Here is a 16,973-nt window from a genome sequence, read left to right as displayed (position 1 = left end):
GACGTTACCGGAACCTGCGACGGCTCGCGGGCGAATGCCCGCGCAGATCTAGGACGCTCGCTCTGTTCGTTGCCACACCTGCGCGATGCTCCAGACCACCGACTGTTGATTGATCGCAGCATGTACGGGTGAGTGCCCCATCTCGTTCATGATCCGCTCTGCGGCGTCAGTGCCATTCACGACTGAATCCCATATCAACATGTCGACGATCGAGCCGTCGGCCGCCTCGGCGATGCGCCGCGACTGGAAGCCGGGCTGGCGACCTAGCCATTCATCGATGTCGGCGTTGGCCGCGATGAAAGCTTCGACAGTAAGACCCCTGGCAAGTTTGAAGGTCGTGATTTCCACCGCATCGCGTTGTTGATGGTTAGCCATGTCGATCATCTCTGCGCCGTAGGGCGAACAATTATTTCGTTGACGTCGACGCTCGCGGGCTGGCCGATTGCATAGCCAATGGCCTCCGCAATCGCCGACGCGGACATAGACGCCTGATCCATCATCGCGCGCACACCGGCCTTCACTTGTGCATCGCAGATTCCATCCACCAGTTCGCTGCGTGTGAGGCCAGGGCTGACAACCGTCACCCGCACTTCCCTGCTTTCTTGCCGAAGCCCCTCTGAGAGTGCCCGCACCGCGAACTTCGTCGCGCAATAGACCGCAGCGGTGGGATCTACGCGATGAGCAGACACCGAGGCCACGTTGATGATGTGCCCAGCGCCTTGTTTGCGCATAACCGGCATGACCGCAGCGATGCCATGCAGGACCCCGCGGAGGTTGACGTCGATCATCTGATTCCATTCCTCGATCTGCAGTTCTTCCATCAGGGAGAGGGGCATCACGCCAGCGTTGTTGACCAGCACGTCGACACGTCCGTAGTGCTCGTGAGCGAATGCGACGAACGACCGGACGCTATTCATATCCGTTACGTCTAGTTGCTGATAGAGCGCCTCGCCGCCGGCTTCGCGGACCTCCCGTGCAAGTGTGGCGATCCGATCCGTCCGTCGGGCGCCCACCACTACGGGATGGCCGTTTGCCGCCAGATGGCGGGCTGTGGCTTCGCCGATGCCGCTGCTGGCACCGGTGATCAGGACGACTTTGTTCGATATTGGGGCGGCAGGATTCGTCATTGAATGCTCATGTTGAAGTTGACTTTGGGGAGATTCTCTCCAGACCTAACTATGCGCCGAGACACGCCTTGTCCGTTATCCCGATTCTGCAAAATTTATATACGATCCTGCAAATCTCTCCGAAATACCCTGCATCGAATTGTAGAAGTGGATATGATTTCTGTACCGCAAACACAGGCAGATCACCATCTCAATGGCAATCATCCAGAATCCCCATAGCCTTGAAATGGCATCGATCATTGCCCGATATGCCAACACCGATGGCGAGCATACGACCGCTATCGCGGGACTTTTCTTCGCCAGACGCTCGTCGCCGACGCAGCCTCTTTATGTCGCGCAATGGCCTTGCTTTGCACTTGTCGTCCAGGGGGCAAAGAGCTTGGGGCTCGGAGATGAATTATTCAGTTACGGCGTCGGCGATTACCTGGTGACCTCGATCGACCTTCCTGTCGCATCGCGCGTGACTGAGGCAAGCGGGGGGACACCGCATCTGGGCTTGGGCATGGCCATCAATCCAGATCGCCTGAAACAGCTCATTGACCGGGCCGGCCTGACCCGACGGACGCTTGACGTACGCGAAATGCGAGGCGTGGCCGTCAACAAGGCTCAACCGGATCTCCTCGATGCGTCGGTCAGAATGTTGCGTCTTTTAGACCGTGCCGACGACATTCCAGCCATGGCGCCGTTGATCGAGCAGGAAATTCTCTACCGTCTGCTGACCGGCCCATTTGGCCCCCGCCTGATGCAGATAGCCATGAGCGAGACCCCAAGTAACAAGATTGCCCAGGCTATCGGCTGGCTTCGAGGGAATTTCACGCAGCCGCTGTCTGTCGGTGAACTGGCCGCGCGCGTTGCGATGAGCGTTTCCTCACTCCATCATCATTTCAAGGCGGTGACCGCGATGACGCCTATGCAATATCAGAAGCAGCTTCGTCTCCATGAGGCTCGCCGTCTGATGCTGATGGAGTTCGTGGATGTCGGAACAGCGGGCTACCGGGTGGGATACCAAAGTCCATCACAGTTCAGCCGGGAGTACAGCCGGATGTACGGGCTGTCACCACTGCGTGATGTTGGGGCAATGCAGAGGGCGATGGCAGCTCAATGAGCTGCAAATCCCTCAGCGAGGAACCGCCTCGTGGCTTGGTGCGAATCACACGACCGAAGCTTCCGACATCGGCACGAACGGGAGTTCGCCGCTGCTGGCAAAGCGATCAATGACAAGGTCAGACTCTACGCGCGCATCGGCGGCGCATTGGTCGACGCAAAAACATCGGGTATCGATCCGTTCGTCGCGATCGAAGCCATCATGCCATGGGACCAATTTGCTGAGACCGTGAAGGACGCGGAAAAGTTGGCGCGTACCGAGGACTTCGATCATCTCGTACTGGTTGGCGCTCACTATCAGCAACTGCGCCGTTATGCACCGGTGTTTCTCGACACCTTCGAGTTCAGCGGGGCACCTGCCGCACAGGGCGTACCTGATGCTATCCAGACGCTGCGAACAATGAACAGCACGTCGTCCCGTAAGATGCCGGCAGACGCACCGATTAGCTTTGTTCGGAAGCGCTGGCAACCACTTGTTTTCGTCGACGGCGGGATCGACCGCAAATTCTACGAGTTTATGCGCGGTGGCAGAACTGAAGAACAGCTTACGCGCAGGTGACGTGTCGGTTGCCGGCAGTCGTCAGTTCAAGGACTTCGATGCTTACCTCATGCCACGTCCGACGTTTGATGGACAGCGCGAGGCGGGCAGGATCCTCGTCAAAGGCGAGCGCTTCGATCCCTCCTATACCCCAATACGTCCATCGTGACTCGTGAGCAGCACCACGATCCCTGAAACGCAGGACACCACCGTACAGCACCTCAAAGGAGCCACGCCCAACACAAGGACGCAATAGGTATGGATAGCGACAGGTCAGACCGGCAGCAGGCGAACTCGCGGAAGCTCCAGGCGACGCATCTCATGCGTGGCGCCGCGCTCCGGATGGAGTCCTGCTGCGCGGTTACTATCCGGGCCCGGGCACAGAAGCGACAGTGCCCAACAAGGCCGTTTGTAGGCGTGCAGTCTGCCCCGCCGCCGATCCGTCATCGCGTCCGCCACAACGTCGGAATCAATCAATGACCGAATGAACACCAAGCTTGCAAAAAGGGAAAGTCCTTATAGGTTGCTTCCGGCTGGAGCTGTTGCCGGACGGGGCTTACACCCGCTGGAAAGCGCCATCTTTTCACGGCGCACACGCGTTTCTGTCCTTCACGCCGTCAACACTTGAAGGGCCGCTTGCGAAGTAAAAACAGGCATCAATAAGTCCAGCGCAGTCGCTGAGCCGTGACCTCACGTATCGGCGCTCGCGCACGCGCATGTTTCTTGATGCGATGGAGCGCGGGGTGAATTCCTACCGCTGATTGCACTGCACGATAGACGATCAGTCGGCACGGCGGATCAATGCCGAGCCGCCATCGACGTGGCGAAGCTGTCTTCGAGCATCAGAAAGCTGGCGATCTTTGCGTCCGTGAAAGTCAGGATGATTGCGAACGCGCTATCGATCAGCTTTCCGGTGGCGTTGATCCGGGTTTGGAGATGGCCAAGGATGACGGTCCGCTCGTCGCTTGCCAGAACATCCTTTATATCAAGGCGCACGCGCTCAATCGTGGTTTGGGTGTCCCTGACGAAGTCGGACATGGCCTCGCGCCCGGTTTTGTGCCCGACCCAAGGCAACACACCTGAGTCGCCCGGAATGTTCCAATCGAGATCCGGTGTGCATAACGCGGCAATCTCGACGCCGCTCGCGCCGGACCCGATCTTTTCGAGGAACTGCTGCGCGAGGCGAATGTTTTCTTGCATATTCATCGTGTTTTTCCGGTTTGTGCTGCTCTGCGGGAGGATGGAAGCGGGGTGCTGAAGCGTTCAGACCTGCGCGCGTCCACCGTCGACGAACAGCTCGATGCCAGTGATGTAGCTGGCATCGTCCGAAGCGAGGAAGGACACCGCTTTGGCGATCTCGGCGGCGGTACCCACTCGCCCGAGCGGGGTCGTTTCCGCGACTTCCTTGCTGTACGCGTCGATCTGCTCGTCAGTCAGTCTGAGTTCGGACTTGTAGGCAGGCGTAACCACGACGCCGGGCGCAACCACGTTCACGCGAATGTCACGGCCTTTGAGGTCGGAGGCCCAGGTGCGCGCGAACGAACGCAACGCTGCCTTGGTTGCGGCATAGACACCGAACGCGGGGGTGCCCTGGATTGCCGCGATCGATCCGGTTATCACGATTGCGCTGCCTGGCGGCATCAATGGCAGTGCGGCTTGCACGGTGAACAACGTGCCTTTCATGTTGATGCCGACGTATTTTTCGAATTGCGCTTCGGTAATGTTGCCGAGCGGCGCAAACTCGCCGCCGCCCGCGTTCGCGAAAAGAATATCAATCTTCTGGTGCGCCGCCGACACGGTACCGATAATGCTTTGAAGGTCGACCGTCGAAGAGATATCGCCCCGGATCGCACGTGCGCCGTGCCCGATCTCCACCACCGCTGCGTCCAGTTCCGGCTGGCGTCGTCCGGTGATGAACACCGTTGCGCCTTCGCGAGCAAGGCGTTTTGCGGCGGCAAAGCCGATCCCGGTGCTGCCGCCGGTGATAAGCGCAACCTTGCCGGCGTGTTTGGTGACGTGAATGTTGGCGTGAAGAGGAATAGTCATCTGGGGCTCCTTGTCGAGCGGCGTTGATCGATGACTCAAGCGTATATAGATTCCAGATGGAGATAAATACAGAATCGGTAGTTTATTTATCCATGGTTGTGGATAATGGAAACCGTATCGGGCGCAATTGAGATGCCAGGCAAGACCGTTTCCAAACCCTATGCACCGCGGTGAATAATTTGCGAGGTGAATCCAATGGATCATCTGCAGGCCATCCGCATCTTTGCCCGGGTTGTCGAGACAGGCGGCTTCGGACGAGCCGCGCTTTCCTTGAACATGCCGAATGCCACGGTGAGCAAGTGGATCAAATCGCTCGAAGAACATCTCGGCGTGAAGCTGCTGGAACGCAGCACGAGGAGCGTCAGCGTAACGACCGATGGGGCTGCCTACTATGAACGTACGCGTCACCTGCTCAGCGAACTCGATGACATCGAAGCTACGCTTGGCCGGGATCAGGCAAGCCCGCGCGGCGCTTTGAGGGTCGACGCTGGCGGATCGACCGCCAGCGGCATCATCATCCCCGCATTGCCGGCCTTTTGCGCGCGATATCCTGAAATACAGATGCAACTGAGCGTCACCGACCGCACTGCCGATCTCATCGCTGAGAACATCGACTGCGCGATTCGAAGCACGGCCAATGATCCCGCTCTGGTGACGCATTCGATCGGCACGCTCTCATGGACCACATGCGCGAGTCCCGCGTACCTGGCGAAGCACGGCACGCCGAAACATCCGCGCGAGATCGTTGATAGGAACATGCCAGTGGTTGGATACTTTTCCGCGAGTACCGGGCTTACGCAGCCGCTTCAATTCTGTCGGGGTGCGGAGACTTGTTACGCTGGATCGTCCACGCAACGACGTGCTCGTTAGCGAAAGCAACGCGCATCTCGCGACTGCGCTTAGCGGTCTCGGGATAGTTCACACGCTGGACTTCATGGTGCGCCCTTTTATCAAGCAGAAAAAGCTTGTGCCTGTTCTCGCGGAATGGCGGCCCGCGCCCATCGACGTCTACATCGCTTATCCGCCGAGCCGCCGGTACAGCACGAAGGTCAGGGTGTTTGTCGACTGGGTAACCACGCTGTTCGCGTCGGTCTGAGTGACGGCGATCGGCGACGACCACAAACGCAAAGTCATCGAACTCGGCCGCCTCATTACGGTGACGGGCTGCGCTGATCAGCATGGGCTTCTGCCATTCTGACCCGGACCGCTAAAGAAGCCCACACGATGGGCATTGGACATCTTTCTACCGGGACCCGCGATATACAACTCCCAAAGAGTGATTGGCCGTTGTCTCAGGAGAAGCGGCCGGTTGAATGTCCGGTTGAGCGAACGGGTGAACGACTGAAAGTGGCCGACTCCTGTCCGATGCGGCCGGCCTGTGATCACCATCAGCAATCATTGCGGTGTTCGCCCAACACACCGGAAGGCCAAGCGTGACAAGGCTCCGGACCGTGTTTTAGAAGTTTATTTTCGGTGTCGTACGGCACCTCGCACAGCACGTAGCCGACGTAGAACACAGCTGCGCCGAGTCCGTACATCGCGTCGCTGAAGCCGAGATCATGCTTCAACTGCAATTGCGCGAAGCCGATGTTGATCCGGTCCAGAAACGACACGACATAGCAAAGAAACAGCAACGGCACGATGCGCCACGCGACCTTCCTGAACATCGAATCGTCGCTCGCGACGGGCGCGGCGTGGCCAATGGCGTTGCCATCGAGGGAATGCTGCATGTCTCGCTCCAGGTGCGGATCGCGCCTGTGCGAAGACGAGCGCGCCCGAGGCGTCTAGCGCGCCTTCATGGTTTGAACGGAAAAGGGGAAAGACCGAACGGCCTTTCCCGAGTGCGCGGCGCGATCAGTTCTGCAGCGCGTCCCACATTTCCTTGTCGCGCTGCGCGGTCCAGATGCGCGGATGGCTGATGCCGCTTGCTTCGTCGTAGGCTCGCGACACGTCGAACGGCAGGCAATGCTCGTAGATGAAGACGTTGCCGAACTTCGGGTCCATGGACTTGCGCGTGAGCGCCATCGCTCCCTTCAGATCGAGCTTGTCCCTGAATGCGTCACGGCCCGCCTGCAATAGCGTGGTGACGAAGTCTTTCGTGTAGTCGAGGCCCTTGTTCACTTCCGCCGGCGACAGCAGCGCGGGGCCGCGACCCGGCACCAGCTTCTCCGCGTTCAGGGCGCGCAATGCTTCGAGCGTTGCCGGCCATTGTTCAAGTTGCGCGTCGCCGCAATAGCAGGCCGCGTCGTACTCGACCAGGTCGCCGGAGAACAACACCTTCTGCGACGGCAGCCAGACGACCGTGTCGCCCTTCGTGTGGCCCGAGCCGAGATGCGCGATGCGCACTTCGAGCTTGCCGAGAAAGAGCGTCATTTCCTTTTCGAACACCAGCGTCGGCCACGTCAGGCCGGGCACCGTTTCGACGCCTGCAAAAAGGCGCGGGAAGCGTTCGATCTCCGATTTCATATCGGCTTCGCCGCGCTCGACGATCATTTCGTAGGTGCCGCGGCTGGCGATCACCTGCTGCGCGCCTTCCTTGAAGTACGCCGACGCGCCCAGCACGCGCACCGCGTGATAGTGCGAGAGCACGACGTATTTGATCGGTTTGTCGGTGACGCTGCGGATCTTCGCGATCAGGTCTTGCGCCATGGCCGGCGTGGCGGTGGTGTCGACGATCAGCACGCCGTCGTCGCCGATGATCACGCCCGAGTTAGGGTCGCCTTCGGCCGTGTAGGCATACGCGTTTTCCGACAATTGGGTCCACGTGATCTTCTTCTCTTCCAGGTCGGCCTGGGATGCGAAAGCCTTCGCCATGTCTGTCTCCGTCTCACGACTCGTTGGGGGATGACTAATAGTCGTCGTCACGCTTATATTTGTCAATGACAAAATACCTTGTCATTCACTAAGTTAGGGTAAACTCCATTGGTTGGTCGGCACGGTCCGATCGGATACCATCTAGGCCTTCCACGGGCGACACCGGACGGGCCGAATCTCCTTCGGGTCAAGGGCGGACAACACGATGGCTGATACGACAAGCGAAAAGAAACAGCGGGGGATTCAGAGCGTCGAGGTCGGCGGACGTCTGCTGCAGGCGCTGGCGCGACAGCGCGAACCGCTCGGGCTGACCGAACTGGCCGGCGAGGCGCAACTGTCGTCGGCGCAGGCGCATACCTATCTCGTGAGCCTGACGCGCCTCGGCCTCGTCAAGCGCGATGCCCTAACCGGCAACTACGAGCCGGGGCCGCTGTCGTTGCGGCTTGGCCTCATGCATATCGAACAGCAGCCGATCTATCGCATCGCGGCTGCCCACGCGGCTTCGCTCGCGGAGCGGATCGGTCTTAGCGTGGCGATCTGCGTGGCGGGCGTGCAGGGCCCGACCATCGTCCGATACGAGCGCAGCGGTGCGCCGCTGCATGTCAATCTGCACATCGGCACGGTGATGTCGCTCGAAGCGACATCGACGGGCCGCGTATTCTGCGCGTTCTGCGCGCCCGAGCAGGTCGCGCAAATGGCGCGAAGCCAGGCGCATTCGGCGGACCCGACGCCGGCGCGCGGCCGCGCCGCCAAAGGGCCGACTAGCACGGAGTGGCGCAAACGCTTCGATGAGATCCGCGCGCGCGGCATCGAGCGAGGAATCGATGCGCCGAGTCCGGGTATCAGCAGTCTGAGCGTGCCGGTATTCGATGGCGATCAACGGATGCAACTCGCGTTGACGGCGATCGGCTCGTCGGGCTCGATCGAAGTCGCGTGGGATGGTGTGGTCGCGCGTCAGTTGCTCGAAACTTCCCGACGTATCACCGAAGCGCTGGTCACACCCAGCTGAGAATCATGCAGATCGAAACCCCGGACGCGTCCGACGCGAACACGCCCCAACTCAACGACACGAAAGCTCAGCGCGGAATCAGCGCGCTCGACAACACAGGCGAACTCCTGCTGGCACTCGTTGCCGCCGGTCGTCCGCTGTCGTTGCGCGATCTGGCCGCGGCCGCCGATATGCCCGCCGCCAAGGCGTTTCCGCATCTGGTGAGTCTGCTCAAGGTCGGCTTGCTGAGCCGCGACGACGCCGGTCTTTTCAGTGCGGGACCGCTCGGCATGGAGCTCGGCCTGATCGCATTGCAGCGCATGTCGCCGATTCGCGATGCCGAACCGGAGATCGTCACGCTTGCGGCGGAGTCCGGCATGAGCGTCGCGGTGGCGATTCTTGGACCTTTGGGCCCCACGGTAATCCGCTTCGAAGAATCGGCGAGACCACAACACGTGAGCCTGCGCGTGGGCACCGTGATGTCGCTCGTCAACACGGCGATAGGGCGCGTGTTCGCCGCGCATCTTGCGGACGACGTATTGGTCGGGCTGTTGTCGCAGGAATCGATCAGACTCGCGGGCGCGCCGGTTGCGGAGGTGCTCTTGGCGCCGAAAAAGGGCCCGCCGTCGTTGGCCCCGGCCTATCTGGCACGTCGTGCGAAGATTGTGAGCGACGGCATCGATGACGCACTCGATGCGCCGGTGCCGGGCATCGGCGCGTTGGCCGCGCCCGTGTTCGATCACACGGGCAGCGTCAGTCTGGTGGTCGCGGTGATCGGTCCGTCGGGCGGCTTTGATTTCAGCACGCACGGCACGACCGCGCAGAGGCTGCTCGCCACGACACGACGGCTGTCGTGGCGGTTCGGCTGGGTCGGGCGCTGAGCCTGGGTCGTCAATCGGCGCGCGCCAGCGCCAGCGCTTCGAGCAGCACGTCGGCATCTCCGATGTGGTTCGCGAGCAGCAGCACGAGCTTTGCGTTCATGAAATGGCTTTGCTCGTCGGTCAGTCCATTGTGCGCGTCGATGAGCTTTTCATAGAACGCATCGGGATCGGCCATATTCGTTTCGATGTTCAGCTTGGTCATGATGGTTATCCGTTGCAGGTTGCGCGATCCACGGCCTTGGCGACCGATGCGGTGTCGAGGGCGCGCCAGCGCGCGCAGACGTGCTGGTCCGGACGCAGCAGATAAAAGGTGCCGGGCCGCGCATCGAAGCGATGCGTGACGATGCCTTCGACGTCCTCGATCACCGTGACGTGAGGCATCTCCGGAAGAGCGGTCACGGCCGCGCCACGCGGCACGACGATCAACGAGTGAACCGGCACCGCGAGGCATGCGAGCGCGCGAAGCTGTTCGGCGCATTTCGTCAGGTCGTCTCCCGGGCCGCAGAAGTGCACACCCGTGAAGCCGCCATGTCCGGTTTGATTCAGGAACCAGGCGTCTTCGCCAGCGAGCTTGACCGGCGCGTCGGTGCTGGCCGCGCCGGGCACCATCGCACCGGTGAACGCGTCGGCGTCGGGCGTGTTCAGGGGCGAGTCGCGCAGAACCGCCGGCACCGACAGACGGCCGCTGTTGACGATGCGCCGCGCGAACGGACACTCTTTCGCGAGCTTAAGCGTGGCATCGCGGAACATCCGCGAAACCGCGCTTTTCGGCGTGATGAAGTCGGTGGCGCGCGATGAATTCAGGATGTTTTCGTCCGCCGCATACTCGCGCTCGGATGCATAGGTATCGAGCAGCGCCGGCGGCGCGTCGCCGTTGACGACGAGCCGCAGCTTCCAGGCGAGATTGTCGGCATCCTGCACGCCGCTATTCGCGCCGCGCGCGCCGAACGGCGACACGCCATGCGCCGAATCGCCCGCGAACAGCACGCGGCCATGCCGGAAACTGTCCATCCGCAAACACGAAAACGTGTAGACGCTGACCCATTCGAGCTCGAACCCGGCATCGTCGCCGAGCAGCGCTTTCACGCGCGGAATCACTTTTTCAGGCTGTTTTTCGGCGACCGGATCGGCGTCCCAGCCGAGCTGGAAATCGATGCGCCAGACGTTGTCGGGCTGCCTGTGCAGCAGTACGGATTGATTGCGATGGAAGGGCGGATCGAACCAGAACCAGCGTTCGGTCGGAAACGGCGCTTTCATTTTCACATCCGCGATCAGGAAGCGATCCTTGAAGGTGCGACCATGACTGTCGAGACCGAGCGCTTTGCGCACCGCGCTGCGCGCGCCGTCGGCAGCGACCACGTATTGCGCGCGCATCGGATAAATGCCGTCGGGCGTTTCGACCCGCAACTCGACATGGTCGTCTTGCTGGGTCACACCGATCACATTGCTTTTCCAGCGCATCTGCAGATTCGCGGTTCGTTTCGCCTCGTCTACCAGATAGCCCTCGACGTAGTACTGCTGCAGATTGATGAATGCTGGGCGCGCGTGGTCTGTCTCGGGCAGCAGGTTGAACGTATAGATCAGTTCATCCTGCAGGAACACCTTGCCGACGTTCCAGCTCACGCCTTTGTCGACCATCTGCTTGCCGCAGCCGAGCCGATCGAAAATTTCCAGCGTCCGCTTCGCAAAACAGATTGCGCGTGAACCGCTCGACAGCGTGTCGTCATTGTCGAGCAGCACGGTGCGAACGCCCTGCTGGGCCAGATCGATGGCCGCTGACAACCCGACCGGGCCAGCGCCGATCACCACGACCGGATAGGTGAGCGGTGCACCGGCATCGTGGTCGGCGGCTCGCTCGTAGTCGAACCGCATCGTTTGGTAGTCGATCTGCATGGCGTCTCCGGGTTTTGCGGGATATCTTTTATTAATGTATAGCAAGCAGTATTGCTCCTTGCTAATAATAGCCATTCTATAAAGCTTTTTGAGCGATCGAATCTGTATTTACCCTGGTGCGGTTCCATTGCCCGCAAACCCGGCAACGAATATCCCAGTGAATCGCACTTTCGTCCAAAGCCAGGCGCGCAACGGGCAACGCGGATCTGAGTCAGCGTACCGAGGAGCAGGCGAGCGCACTGCAGGAAACCGCCGCGTCGATGAAGCAACTAAGCGGGACCGTGAAGCAGAATGCCGCCAATGCGTTGGAAGCCAGCGAGCTCACGACTGGCGCTTCGTCGATCGCGGTGCAGGGCGGGAACGTTGTCGGCGCGGTCGTCGAGACGATGAGGGGGATCAACGAGAGCTCGCGCAAGATTGGCGAGATCATCGGCATCATCAATGACATCGCGGCGCAGACCAACATTCTCGCGTTGAACGCGGCAATCGAGGCAGCGCGTGCCGGGGAACAGGGCAGAGGATTCGCTGTCGTCGCGGCCGAGGTGCGCTCGCTCGCGAAACGCAGCGCGCAAGCCGCTCAGGAAATTCGGGAGTTGATTTCCGCAAGCGTGGAGCGCGTCGATCATGGCAGCGCGCTCGTCGACCACGCGGGCGCAACGATGGTGCAGGTCGTGGATGCGATTCAGCGCCTGAGTATTCTCGTGGCGGAAATCAGCAACTCGGGTGCGCAGCAGAGCGTCGGCGTGGGGCAAGTCGGGGAAGCGGTCAGGCGGATCGCCTTCGAGTTGGCGGGGTCGTGTTAGAAGTGAAGCTGACCCAGCCTGTGGCAGGACGCCTGATTCGGACGACGACGTGCTGACTATGCTCACGTTGCTACAAACCGGATATAAAAAAATGCGGAGCCACTCGCACATGCGAGGGCTCCGCTGGTAGGAAGGGCCGGGTGCCGACTGACCATCGATGATTGGATTCTTCTCCGCTGAGGACCAGCACCCGCTCTTCCTGAACAAACCCCGTAGCGTCGATAACTCATTGGGTGGTATGCGCCGCGCCGGCCTGAGTCGTGCCAGGTTGTGCCGATTCAGCCAAAGCGGCGCGTGCGCGGTCGCGGGACTCGCTTACCGACTGGTTGCGTTCTTGCCGGGATTCGCGAGCTTCGGCCCTGAACGCCTTTCTGGCTTCCGCGGTCCGGGCACGTTGTTCACGGTTGGCCTCGCGAATCTCGTTTCGCTTCTGAACGATTGGATCACTGTGGGTAGTCGCCGGTACAGAAGCAGCCTGTGCGACTTGGGGTGCCGCCGTGGCCGGCTGCTGGGCAATAGCAGCGCCGGAAGTCATCAGGCCGAGCACGACGAGCGTTGTGGCGATTCGGTTGGTAAGGCGGCTCATGATTTACTCTCCGTTTAATTGAGGTCTACTGAATAGTGGCGACAGCCTGCAAAAGCGATGTGAGGTTGTCAGCCGAGTGCGGTTGCCTCCGGTGCAGCGAGGCGCTGATGGTTTCTTTCGGACTAGTCTCAGCACAGGAGCCATTCTAACGAATGCCCGATTTATTTCAAATAGCTTTCAGTCAGATTTCCCAGGGTAAACCCTCTATTTAGGGAAACTGAATTCAGTGCCTGGCTCGACAACGTCGAGGAAGCGCACGCCGCGCTAGAGGAGCGTCGGCAGGAAGGGAAGACGGGGGTCGAGATCGGCTGAAGGCAGACGCGTAGCGCGCCGCCAAGCATTGAAACGTCGGGTCGACCTTGGCAAGTGGCATTCGTGATACGTTAGCTGGCACAAGCAGCGATGGAGACCGCCCATGCTGATTTCTCTGCTGTTACTTGTGGGGCTTCTTTGGTGGATGTTCGCGATCCATCCGGGGCATGCGGCGCTCGAGCGACTTCGTGCGATGATGGAATTTGCCCGCTTGGACTTCAAACATTTTCCGAAGCTTGCCCCGCATTCGACTGCCCGGTCTGCGATTGCCCTGGCTCTTTACGCCATCACTTGCGCGATCAGCACAGACAACCTTGGCCTCGCGCAGGCTCAAGCACAGCCGCCGTCGTTCGAGAGCTTCGCCGTCCCGGCCGGCAGCGCACCGCATGACGTCGCACCGGCGCATGACGGCGCCGTGTGGTACACCGCGCAGGCGCGGGGAGCGGTCGGGCGGCTGGACCCGCGCAGCGGCAAAACCGACACGATCGCGCTCGGCGCCGGATCGGCGCCACATGGCGTGATCGTCGGCCCCGATCGTGCGGCGTGGGTCACTGACGGCGGCCAGAACGCAATCGTGCGTATCGATCCGAAGACGCTCGCCGTTACGCGTTTTCCGCTACCCAAGGACCGGCCGGACGCCAATCTGAATACCGCCGTGTTCGACAAACAGGGGCATCTGTGGTTTACGGGGCAAAGTGGTATCTATGGCGAACTCGATCCGCAGCGATCGCGCATGCGCGTCTTTGATGCCCCACGCGGCGCCGGGCCCTACGGTATCTGTGTGACCCGCTCCGGGGATCTGTATTTCGCTTCGCTGGCGGGAAATTACGTAGGTCGCATCGACCCGACCACGGGCGCGGCACAGGTCATAGAACCACCAACGTCGAATCAGGGCGCGCGCCGCGTCTGGGCCGATTCCAGGGGGCGCATCTGGGTCAGCGAGTGGAACGCCGGAAAAGTCGGCGTGTACGATCCTGGCACGCATCACTGGCGCGAATGGCGACTGCCCGGCAACGATCCGCACGCGTATGCAATATTCGTCGACGATCAGGACATCGTCTGGCTCAGCGAATGGAGCGCTAATGCGCTAGTGCGCTTCGATCCGCGTGCCGAGCGGTTCGACGTGTTGCCGCTGCCGCGTGACCACGCGAACGTGCGTCAGATGATGGGTCGTCCGGGCGAGGTCTGGCTGTCCGAATCCGGCACGGATCACCTGCTGCTCTTTCGATCCCGTGCAGCCGATGTGAACGGCCAGTGACCACGCACTGCACCGGGAGCGGAATTGCGCAGTCCGCTGCGCCCCGCGTGCGCGGGCCCGCTACCAAAATGGTCTAGAGGAGCTGGAGGGTCCGCGGATCGGCTTCTCCGCCGAAATACTTGCGCAAAGCTTCGATAAATACGTCGTTGTCGTTCGTGGCGTGCGCGAACAAGGTGACCGACGAGCGAAACTTCAGGTCATCCGGATACCCGAAAATTTCCTCGATGGACCGGTCGCTGACGAGGTTGACCAGGTGCGTCGTTTCGCGCAGCCGTGGGCCGAGTATCGGGTGGCGCAGATAGGCTTGCGCTTCGGCCAGCGAGGAAAGCGCGAATCGCTGAGCCATTGCGCTGGTTCCGAGCCCCTCGATTTGAGGAAACACGAACCACATCCAGTGGCTTCGCTTGCGTCCGTGCCTCAGTTCATCGCATACCTGGTCGTAGACCCGCTCTTGTGCATCGAGGAAGCGCTGAAGATCATAGGGATCGTCCATTTCGTACTCCGTTGCAGGCGTGGAAACCCATCGTTAAACCACGATTCTCGCGCGCATTGCAGGCACGGGTCTACGATGGATCTTCGCGCCGAACCGATGATCTGATTCGGTCCTGATGGTCCGCTTCATGACTGCTCCAAACGGCAACTAGCTGTTGATTTATCTTATACGGAGGCCCTTTTCGCCGCATCCGACGAATGTTCGCGATAGGGGAAACGGCTGGATTCCGATCGCGCGCAGACTATTTCCGATCGAACGTTGATTCGCTCCGTCATTAGCGATACCTTTACGTCTATCCAGGTCGTCGGGTGCTGGTCAACGAAGGGAGAACCGTTTCGTGAAGAGAGCGTGGGCTGTCTCCTGCATCGTCGCATTGAGCGCGATCTTCGGCGGATGCGGCAAGCAGGGACCGCAAAGCGCCACTGAGGCATCGGGCGCATCCGCGAGCTCGGCGCCGGTTCAGCCAGCACAGGGTGCGAGCGATGCAACCGCTGCATCAGGCGCCCAAGGAACGGGCGCGCTGGTCACCGTCACGAAGGCGCAGTTGCCGGCGGAAGCGGCCGAAACACTGCGACTGATCAAAGCGGGCGGCCCCTTCCCGTTTAGCGATGACGGCGTCTTGTTTCGTAACAGTGCGGCTTTGCTGCCGAAGCATCCGCGCGGTTACTACCACACCTATACGGTTCGCACACCAGGCGCGACGGATCGCGGGCAGCGTCGGATCGTATGTGGTGGGCCGCGCAAGCAAACCGGCGAGTGCTATTACACCGACGATTACTACGCCAGCTTTAAGCGCATTGGAGAATAAAGACGGAATGAACTGCATCAGCGACGCTATCTGCGAACTGGCGGCGGCGTCGCAAGGCATCTTTTCGCTAGCTGCGATGGCGCCTGTTTCAGCGAGTTCGGCGACGCAGTCATCGTGCCATTGAGGCCCACAACGATGAGATACCTGCCGACAGCATCAATCCATCGGCCGAAAGTCTGAACGTTGATGGCTTCATCCTGATCACCACAGATCTGGCGAAGAACGACCCCCAGCCATCAGCGCGGCACCTACGATCATCCCTTTGACGACCACGCCGAGTGGAAGGGCGCCGAACTGCGTTCAGCAGTACGTTCGAGCGCCTGGCCATCGCGGCGAGCCGACTGCGCCGAAGTGAAGTCGCGCGTCGGGTCTGGGGCATCGTGCGTGTGAACCTGGAGGGGTTTCCAGACAGTGCGAGTACGCCGTTGACGGCGAGGTCAGTAGGAGATCTCACAATCAGAAAACCTGAAGGCAGCCATCAGAACTATGAGATTTTCCTGCCGTCGGGCTCCTGCGATAGTTGTTCTCAACCGTTGTGTTGGATTTCCGTACCGCGCGTCGTCGTCCAGGGAGAATCTGCATGCATCGTTTTGTGATCGTGGGAGGAGGGGCGGGTGGCATCGAACTCGCAACGAGGCTAGGCGATCGTTATGGTGGTCGGCGAAGAAGCGGGACGCAACGTGCCTCCATTACGTTGATCGACCGCAACCCGACGCATATCTGGAAGCCGCTGTTGCACGAGGTCGCAGCAGGAAGTCTGGACCCATTCGCACAGGAACTGGCGTACGCCGCGCAAGCCCAGTGGCACGGCTTCCAGTTCATCCATGGCGAACTTGTCGGACTGGATCGTGGCTCGAGGCAGGTCCTGCTTTCGCCACTGCTCGATGACGACGGAACCGAAGTGGTACCGCCGCGCCGAATCGGGTACGACTCGTTGATTCTTGCCATCGGTAGTACAACGCACTACTTCGGCGTGCCGGGCGCGGCGCGTATGCTTTGTCTGCACGGGCTCGATCAGCACGATCCAGCATTCGTCGTCTGCGACTGGATTGTGCAGCGTGCCGCGCGGCACTACGTGCATCGAACCCGCGGGCAAATCGACGACGTGTCCGCCCTCATATTCGATCTTCAGATGTCCGCACACGACGAAGAACAGTACGTCCTCGTGCTCGTGGTCGTGCCACACGAGTTGCCCGCGCACTTTCGCGACCTTCACGTACTGATCGTTGACCTGTGCGACAACTTTCGGCGACCAATGATCCGACACATCGGCGAACGCGGCTTCAAGGTCGAACGATTCGGCGAACGGATGGGAAGACATG

Annotated in this window: 16 protein-coding genes and 5 pseudogenes; 10 read left to right on the top strand and 11 right to left on the bottom strand. The window is 60.7% G+C overall.

Features of this window, described 5'->3' with window-relative positions; translation table 11 throughout:
- Positions 1-48: 48 nt before the first annotated feature.
- Positions 49-384, bottom strand: coding sequence for a hypothetical protein (locus OKW41_RS25170; RefSeq protein ID WP_429574285.1), 336 nt, complete (start codon positions 382-384; stop codon positions 49-51).
- Positions 381-1,127, bottom strand: coding sequence for an SDR family oxidoreductase (locus OKW41_RS25165; RefSeq protein ID WP_429574284.1), 747 nt, complete (start codon positions 1,125-1,127; stop codon positions 381-383). The genes OKW41_RS25170 and OKW41_RS25165 overlap by 4 nt, the downstream gene beginning before the upstream one ends.
- A gap of 193 nt (positions 1,128-1,320) precedes the next feature.
- Between OKW41_RS25165 and OKW41_RS25160 the strand changes: the two genes are divergently transcribed.
- Together OKW41_RS25160 and OKW41_RS25155 are read left to right on the top strand one after the other, a co-directional pair.
- Positions 1,321-2,232, top strand: coding sequence for an AraC family transcriptional regulator (locus OKW41_RS25160; RefSeq protein WP_429574283.1), 912 nt, complete (start codon positions 1,321-1,323; stop codon positions 2,230-2,232).
- A 63-nt stretch (positions 2,233-2,295) separates the two neighbouring features.
- A pseudogene (locus tag OKW41_RS25155) lies at positions 2,296-2,857 on the top strand (Tn3 family transposase); the annotation flags it as partial.
- A 710-nt stretch (positions 2,858-3,567) separates the two neighbouring features.
- Here OKW41_RS25155 and OKW41_RS25150 read toward each other — a convergent pair.
- Together OKW41_RS25150 and OKW41_RS25145 are read right to left on the bottom strand one after the other, a co-directional pair.
- On the bottom strand, positions 3,568-3,975 hold the full coding sequence (locus OKW41_RS25150; RefSeq protein ID WP_429574282.1) for a nuclear transport factor 2 family protein: 408 nt from the start codon (positions 3,973-3,975) through the stop codon (positions 3,568-3,570).
- Positions 3,976-4,032: 57 nt separating this feature from the next.
- Positions 4,033-4,815, bottom strand: coding sequence for an SDR family oxidoreductase (locus OKW41_RS25145; protein ID WP_429574385.1), 783 nt, complete (start codon positions 4,813-4,815; stop codon positions 4,033-4,035).
- Positions 4,816-5,010: 195 nt separating this feature from the next.
- On the opposite strand from OKW41_RS25145, the gene OKW41_RS25140 reads away from it, so the two are divergent.
- Together OKW41_RS25140 and OKW41_RS25135 are read left to right on the top strand one after the other, a co-directional pair.
- Positions 5,011-5,685, top strand: coding sequence for a LysR family transcriptional regulator (locus OKW41_RS25140; protein ID WP_429574281.1), 675 nt, complete (start codon positions 5,011-5,013; stop codon positions 5,683-5,685).
- On the top strand, positions 5,636-5,911 hold the full coding sequence (locus OKW41_RS25135; RefSeq protein WP_429574280.1) for a LysR substrate-binding domain-containing protein: 276 nt from the start codon (positions 5,636-5,638) through the stop codon (positions 5,909-5,911). Before OKW41_RS25140 ends, OKW41_RS25135 begins: the two co-directional genes overlap by 50 nt.
- Positions 5,912-6,296: 385 nt before the next feature.
- Here OKW41_RS25135 and OKW41_RS25130 read toward each other — a convergent pair.
- A pseudogene (locus OKW41_RS25130) lies at positions 6,297-6,545 on the bottom strand (MFS transporter); the annotation flags it as partial.
- Between the two features lie 124 nt (positions 6,546-6,669).
- The gene (locus OKW41_RS25125) at positions 6,670-7,629 is read right to left on the bottom strand and encodes an MBL fold metallo-hydrolase (protein ID WP_187618595.1); all 960 of its coding nucleotides are present in this window, start codon (positions 7,627-7,629) and stop codon (positions 6,670-6,672) included.
- Between the two features lie 205 nt (positions 7,630-7,834).
- Between OKW41_RS25125 and OKW41_RS25120 the strand changes: the two genes are divergently transcribed.
- On the top strand, positions 7,835-8,638 hold the full coding sequence (locus OKW41_RS25120) for an IclR family transcriptional regulator (RefSeq protein WP_429574279.1): 804 nt from the start codon (positions 7,835-7,837) through the stop codon (positions 8,636-8,638).
- Between the two features lie 5 nt (positions 8,639-8,643).
- Positions 8,644-9,498 (top strand): IclR family transcriptional regulator, encoded by an 855-nt coding sequence (locus OKW41_RS25115; protein ID WP_429447395.1) that lies wholly within the window; start codon positions 8,644-8,646, stop codon positions 9,496-9,498.
- 10 nt (positions 9,499-9,508) lie between these two features.
- Here the strand turns inward: OKW41_RS25115 and OKW41_RS25110 are convergent, their stop codons facing one another.
- A complete protein-coding gene (locus OKW41_RS25110) occupies positions 9,509-9,700 on the bottom strand; it encodes a DUF2783 domain-containing protein (RefSeq protein WP_013094246.1) in 192 nt (63 codons plus the stop codon).
- Between the two features lie 5 nt (positions 9,701-9,705).
- Entirely contained in the window at positions 9,706-11,391 is a 1,686-nt protein-coding gene (locus tag OKW41_RS25105; RefSeq protein ID WP_429574278.1) for an FAD-dependent oxidoreductase, read from the bottom strand.
- Positions 11,392-11,561: 170 nt separating this feature from the next.
- Between OKW41_RS25105 and OKW41_RS25100 the strand changes: the two are divergent.
- Positions 11,562-12,167: pseudogene (locus OKW41_RS25100) on the top strand (methyl-accepting chemotaxis protein); the annotation flags it as partial.
- Between the two features lie 253 nt (positions 12,168-12,420).
- Here OKW41_RS25100 and OKW41_RS25095 read toward each other — a convergent pair.
- On the bottom strand, positions 12,421-12,780 hold the full coding sequence (locus OKW41_RS25095; protein WP_429447400.1) for a hypothetical protein: 360 nt from the start codon (positions 12,778-12,780) through the stop codon (positions 12,421-12,423).
- Between the two features lie 415 nt (positions 12,781-13,195).
- On the opposite strand from OKW41_RS25095, the gene OKW41_RS25090 reads away from it, so the two are divergent.
- A complete protein-coding gene (locus OKW41_RS25090; RefSeq protein ID WP_429574277.1) occupies positions 13,196-14,350 on the top strand; it encodes a virginiamycin B lyase family protein in 1,155 nt (384 codons plus the stop codon).
- A gap of 73 nt (positions 14,351-14,423) precedes the next feature.
- Here OKW41_RS25090 and OKW41_RS25085 read toward each other — a convergent pair whose 3' ends face one another.
- A complete protein-coding gene (locus OKW41_RS25085) occupies positions 14,424-14,843 on the bottom strand; it encodes a DUF1810 domain-containing protein (protein WP_429447404.1) in 420 nt (139 codons plus the stop codon).
- Between the two features lie 337 nt (positions 14,844-15,180).
- Between OKW41_RS25085 and OKW41_RS25080 the strand changes: the two genes are divergently transcribed.
- Together OKW41_RS25080 and OKW41_RS25075 are read left to right on the top strand one after the other, a co-directional pair.
- A complete protein-coding gene (locus tag OKW41_RS25080; RefSeq protein ID WP_184039907.1) occupies positions 15,181-15,651 on the top strand; it encodes a ribonuclease in 471 nt (156 codons plus the stop codon).
- A gap of 580 nt (positions 15,652-16,231) precedes the next feature.
- Positions 16,232-16,636 (top strand): annotated as a pseudogene (locus OKW41_RS25075) (FAD-dependent oxidoreductase); the annotation flags it as partial.
- Positions 16,637-16,639: 3 nt separating this feature from the next.
- Here the strand turns inward: OKW41_RS25075 and OKW41_RS25070 are convergent.
- A pseudogene (locus tag OKW41_RS25070) lies at positions 16,640-16,972 on the bottom strand (cupin domain-containing protein); the annotation flags it as partial.
- Position 16,973 lies beyond the last annotated feature (1 nt).

This window comes from Paraburkholderia sp. UCT70 (assembly GCF_050434085.1).
Lineage (GTDB): Bacteria > Pseudomonadota > Gammaproteobacteria > Burkholderiales > Burkholderiaceae > Paraburkholderia > Paraburkholderia tuberum.
This window is presented reverse-complemented; position numbering and strand designations above follow the sequence as displayed.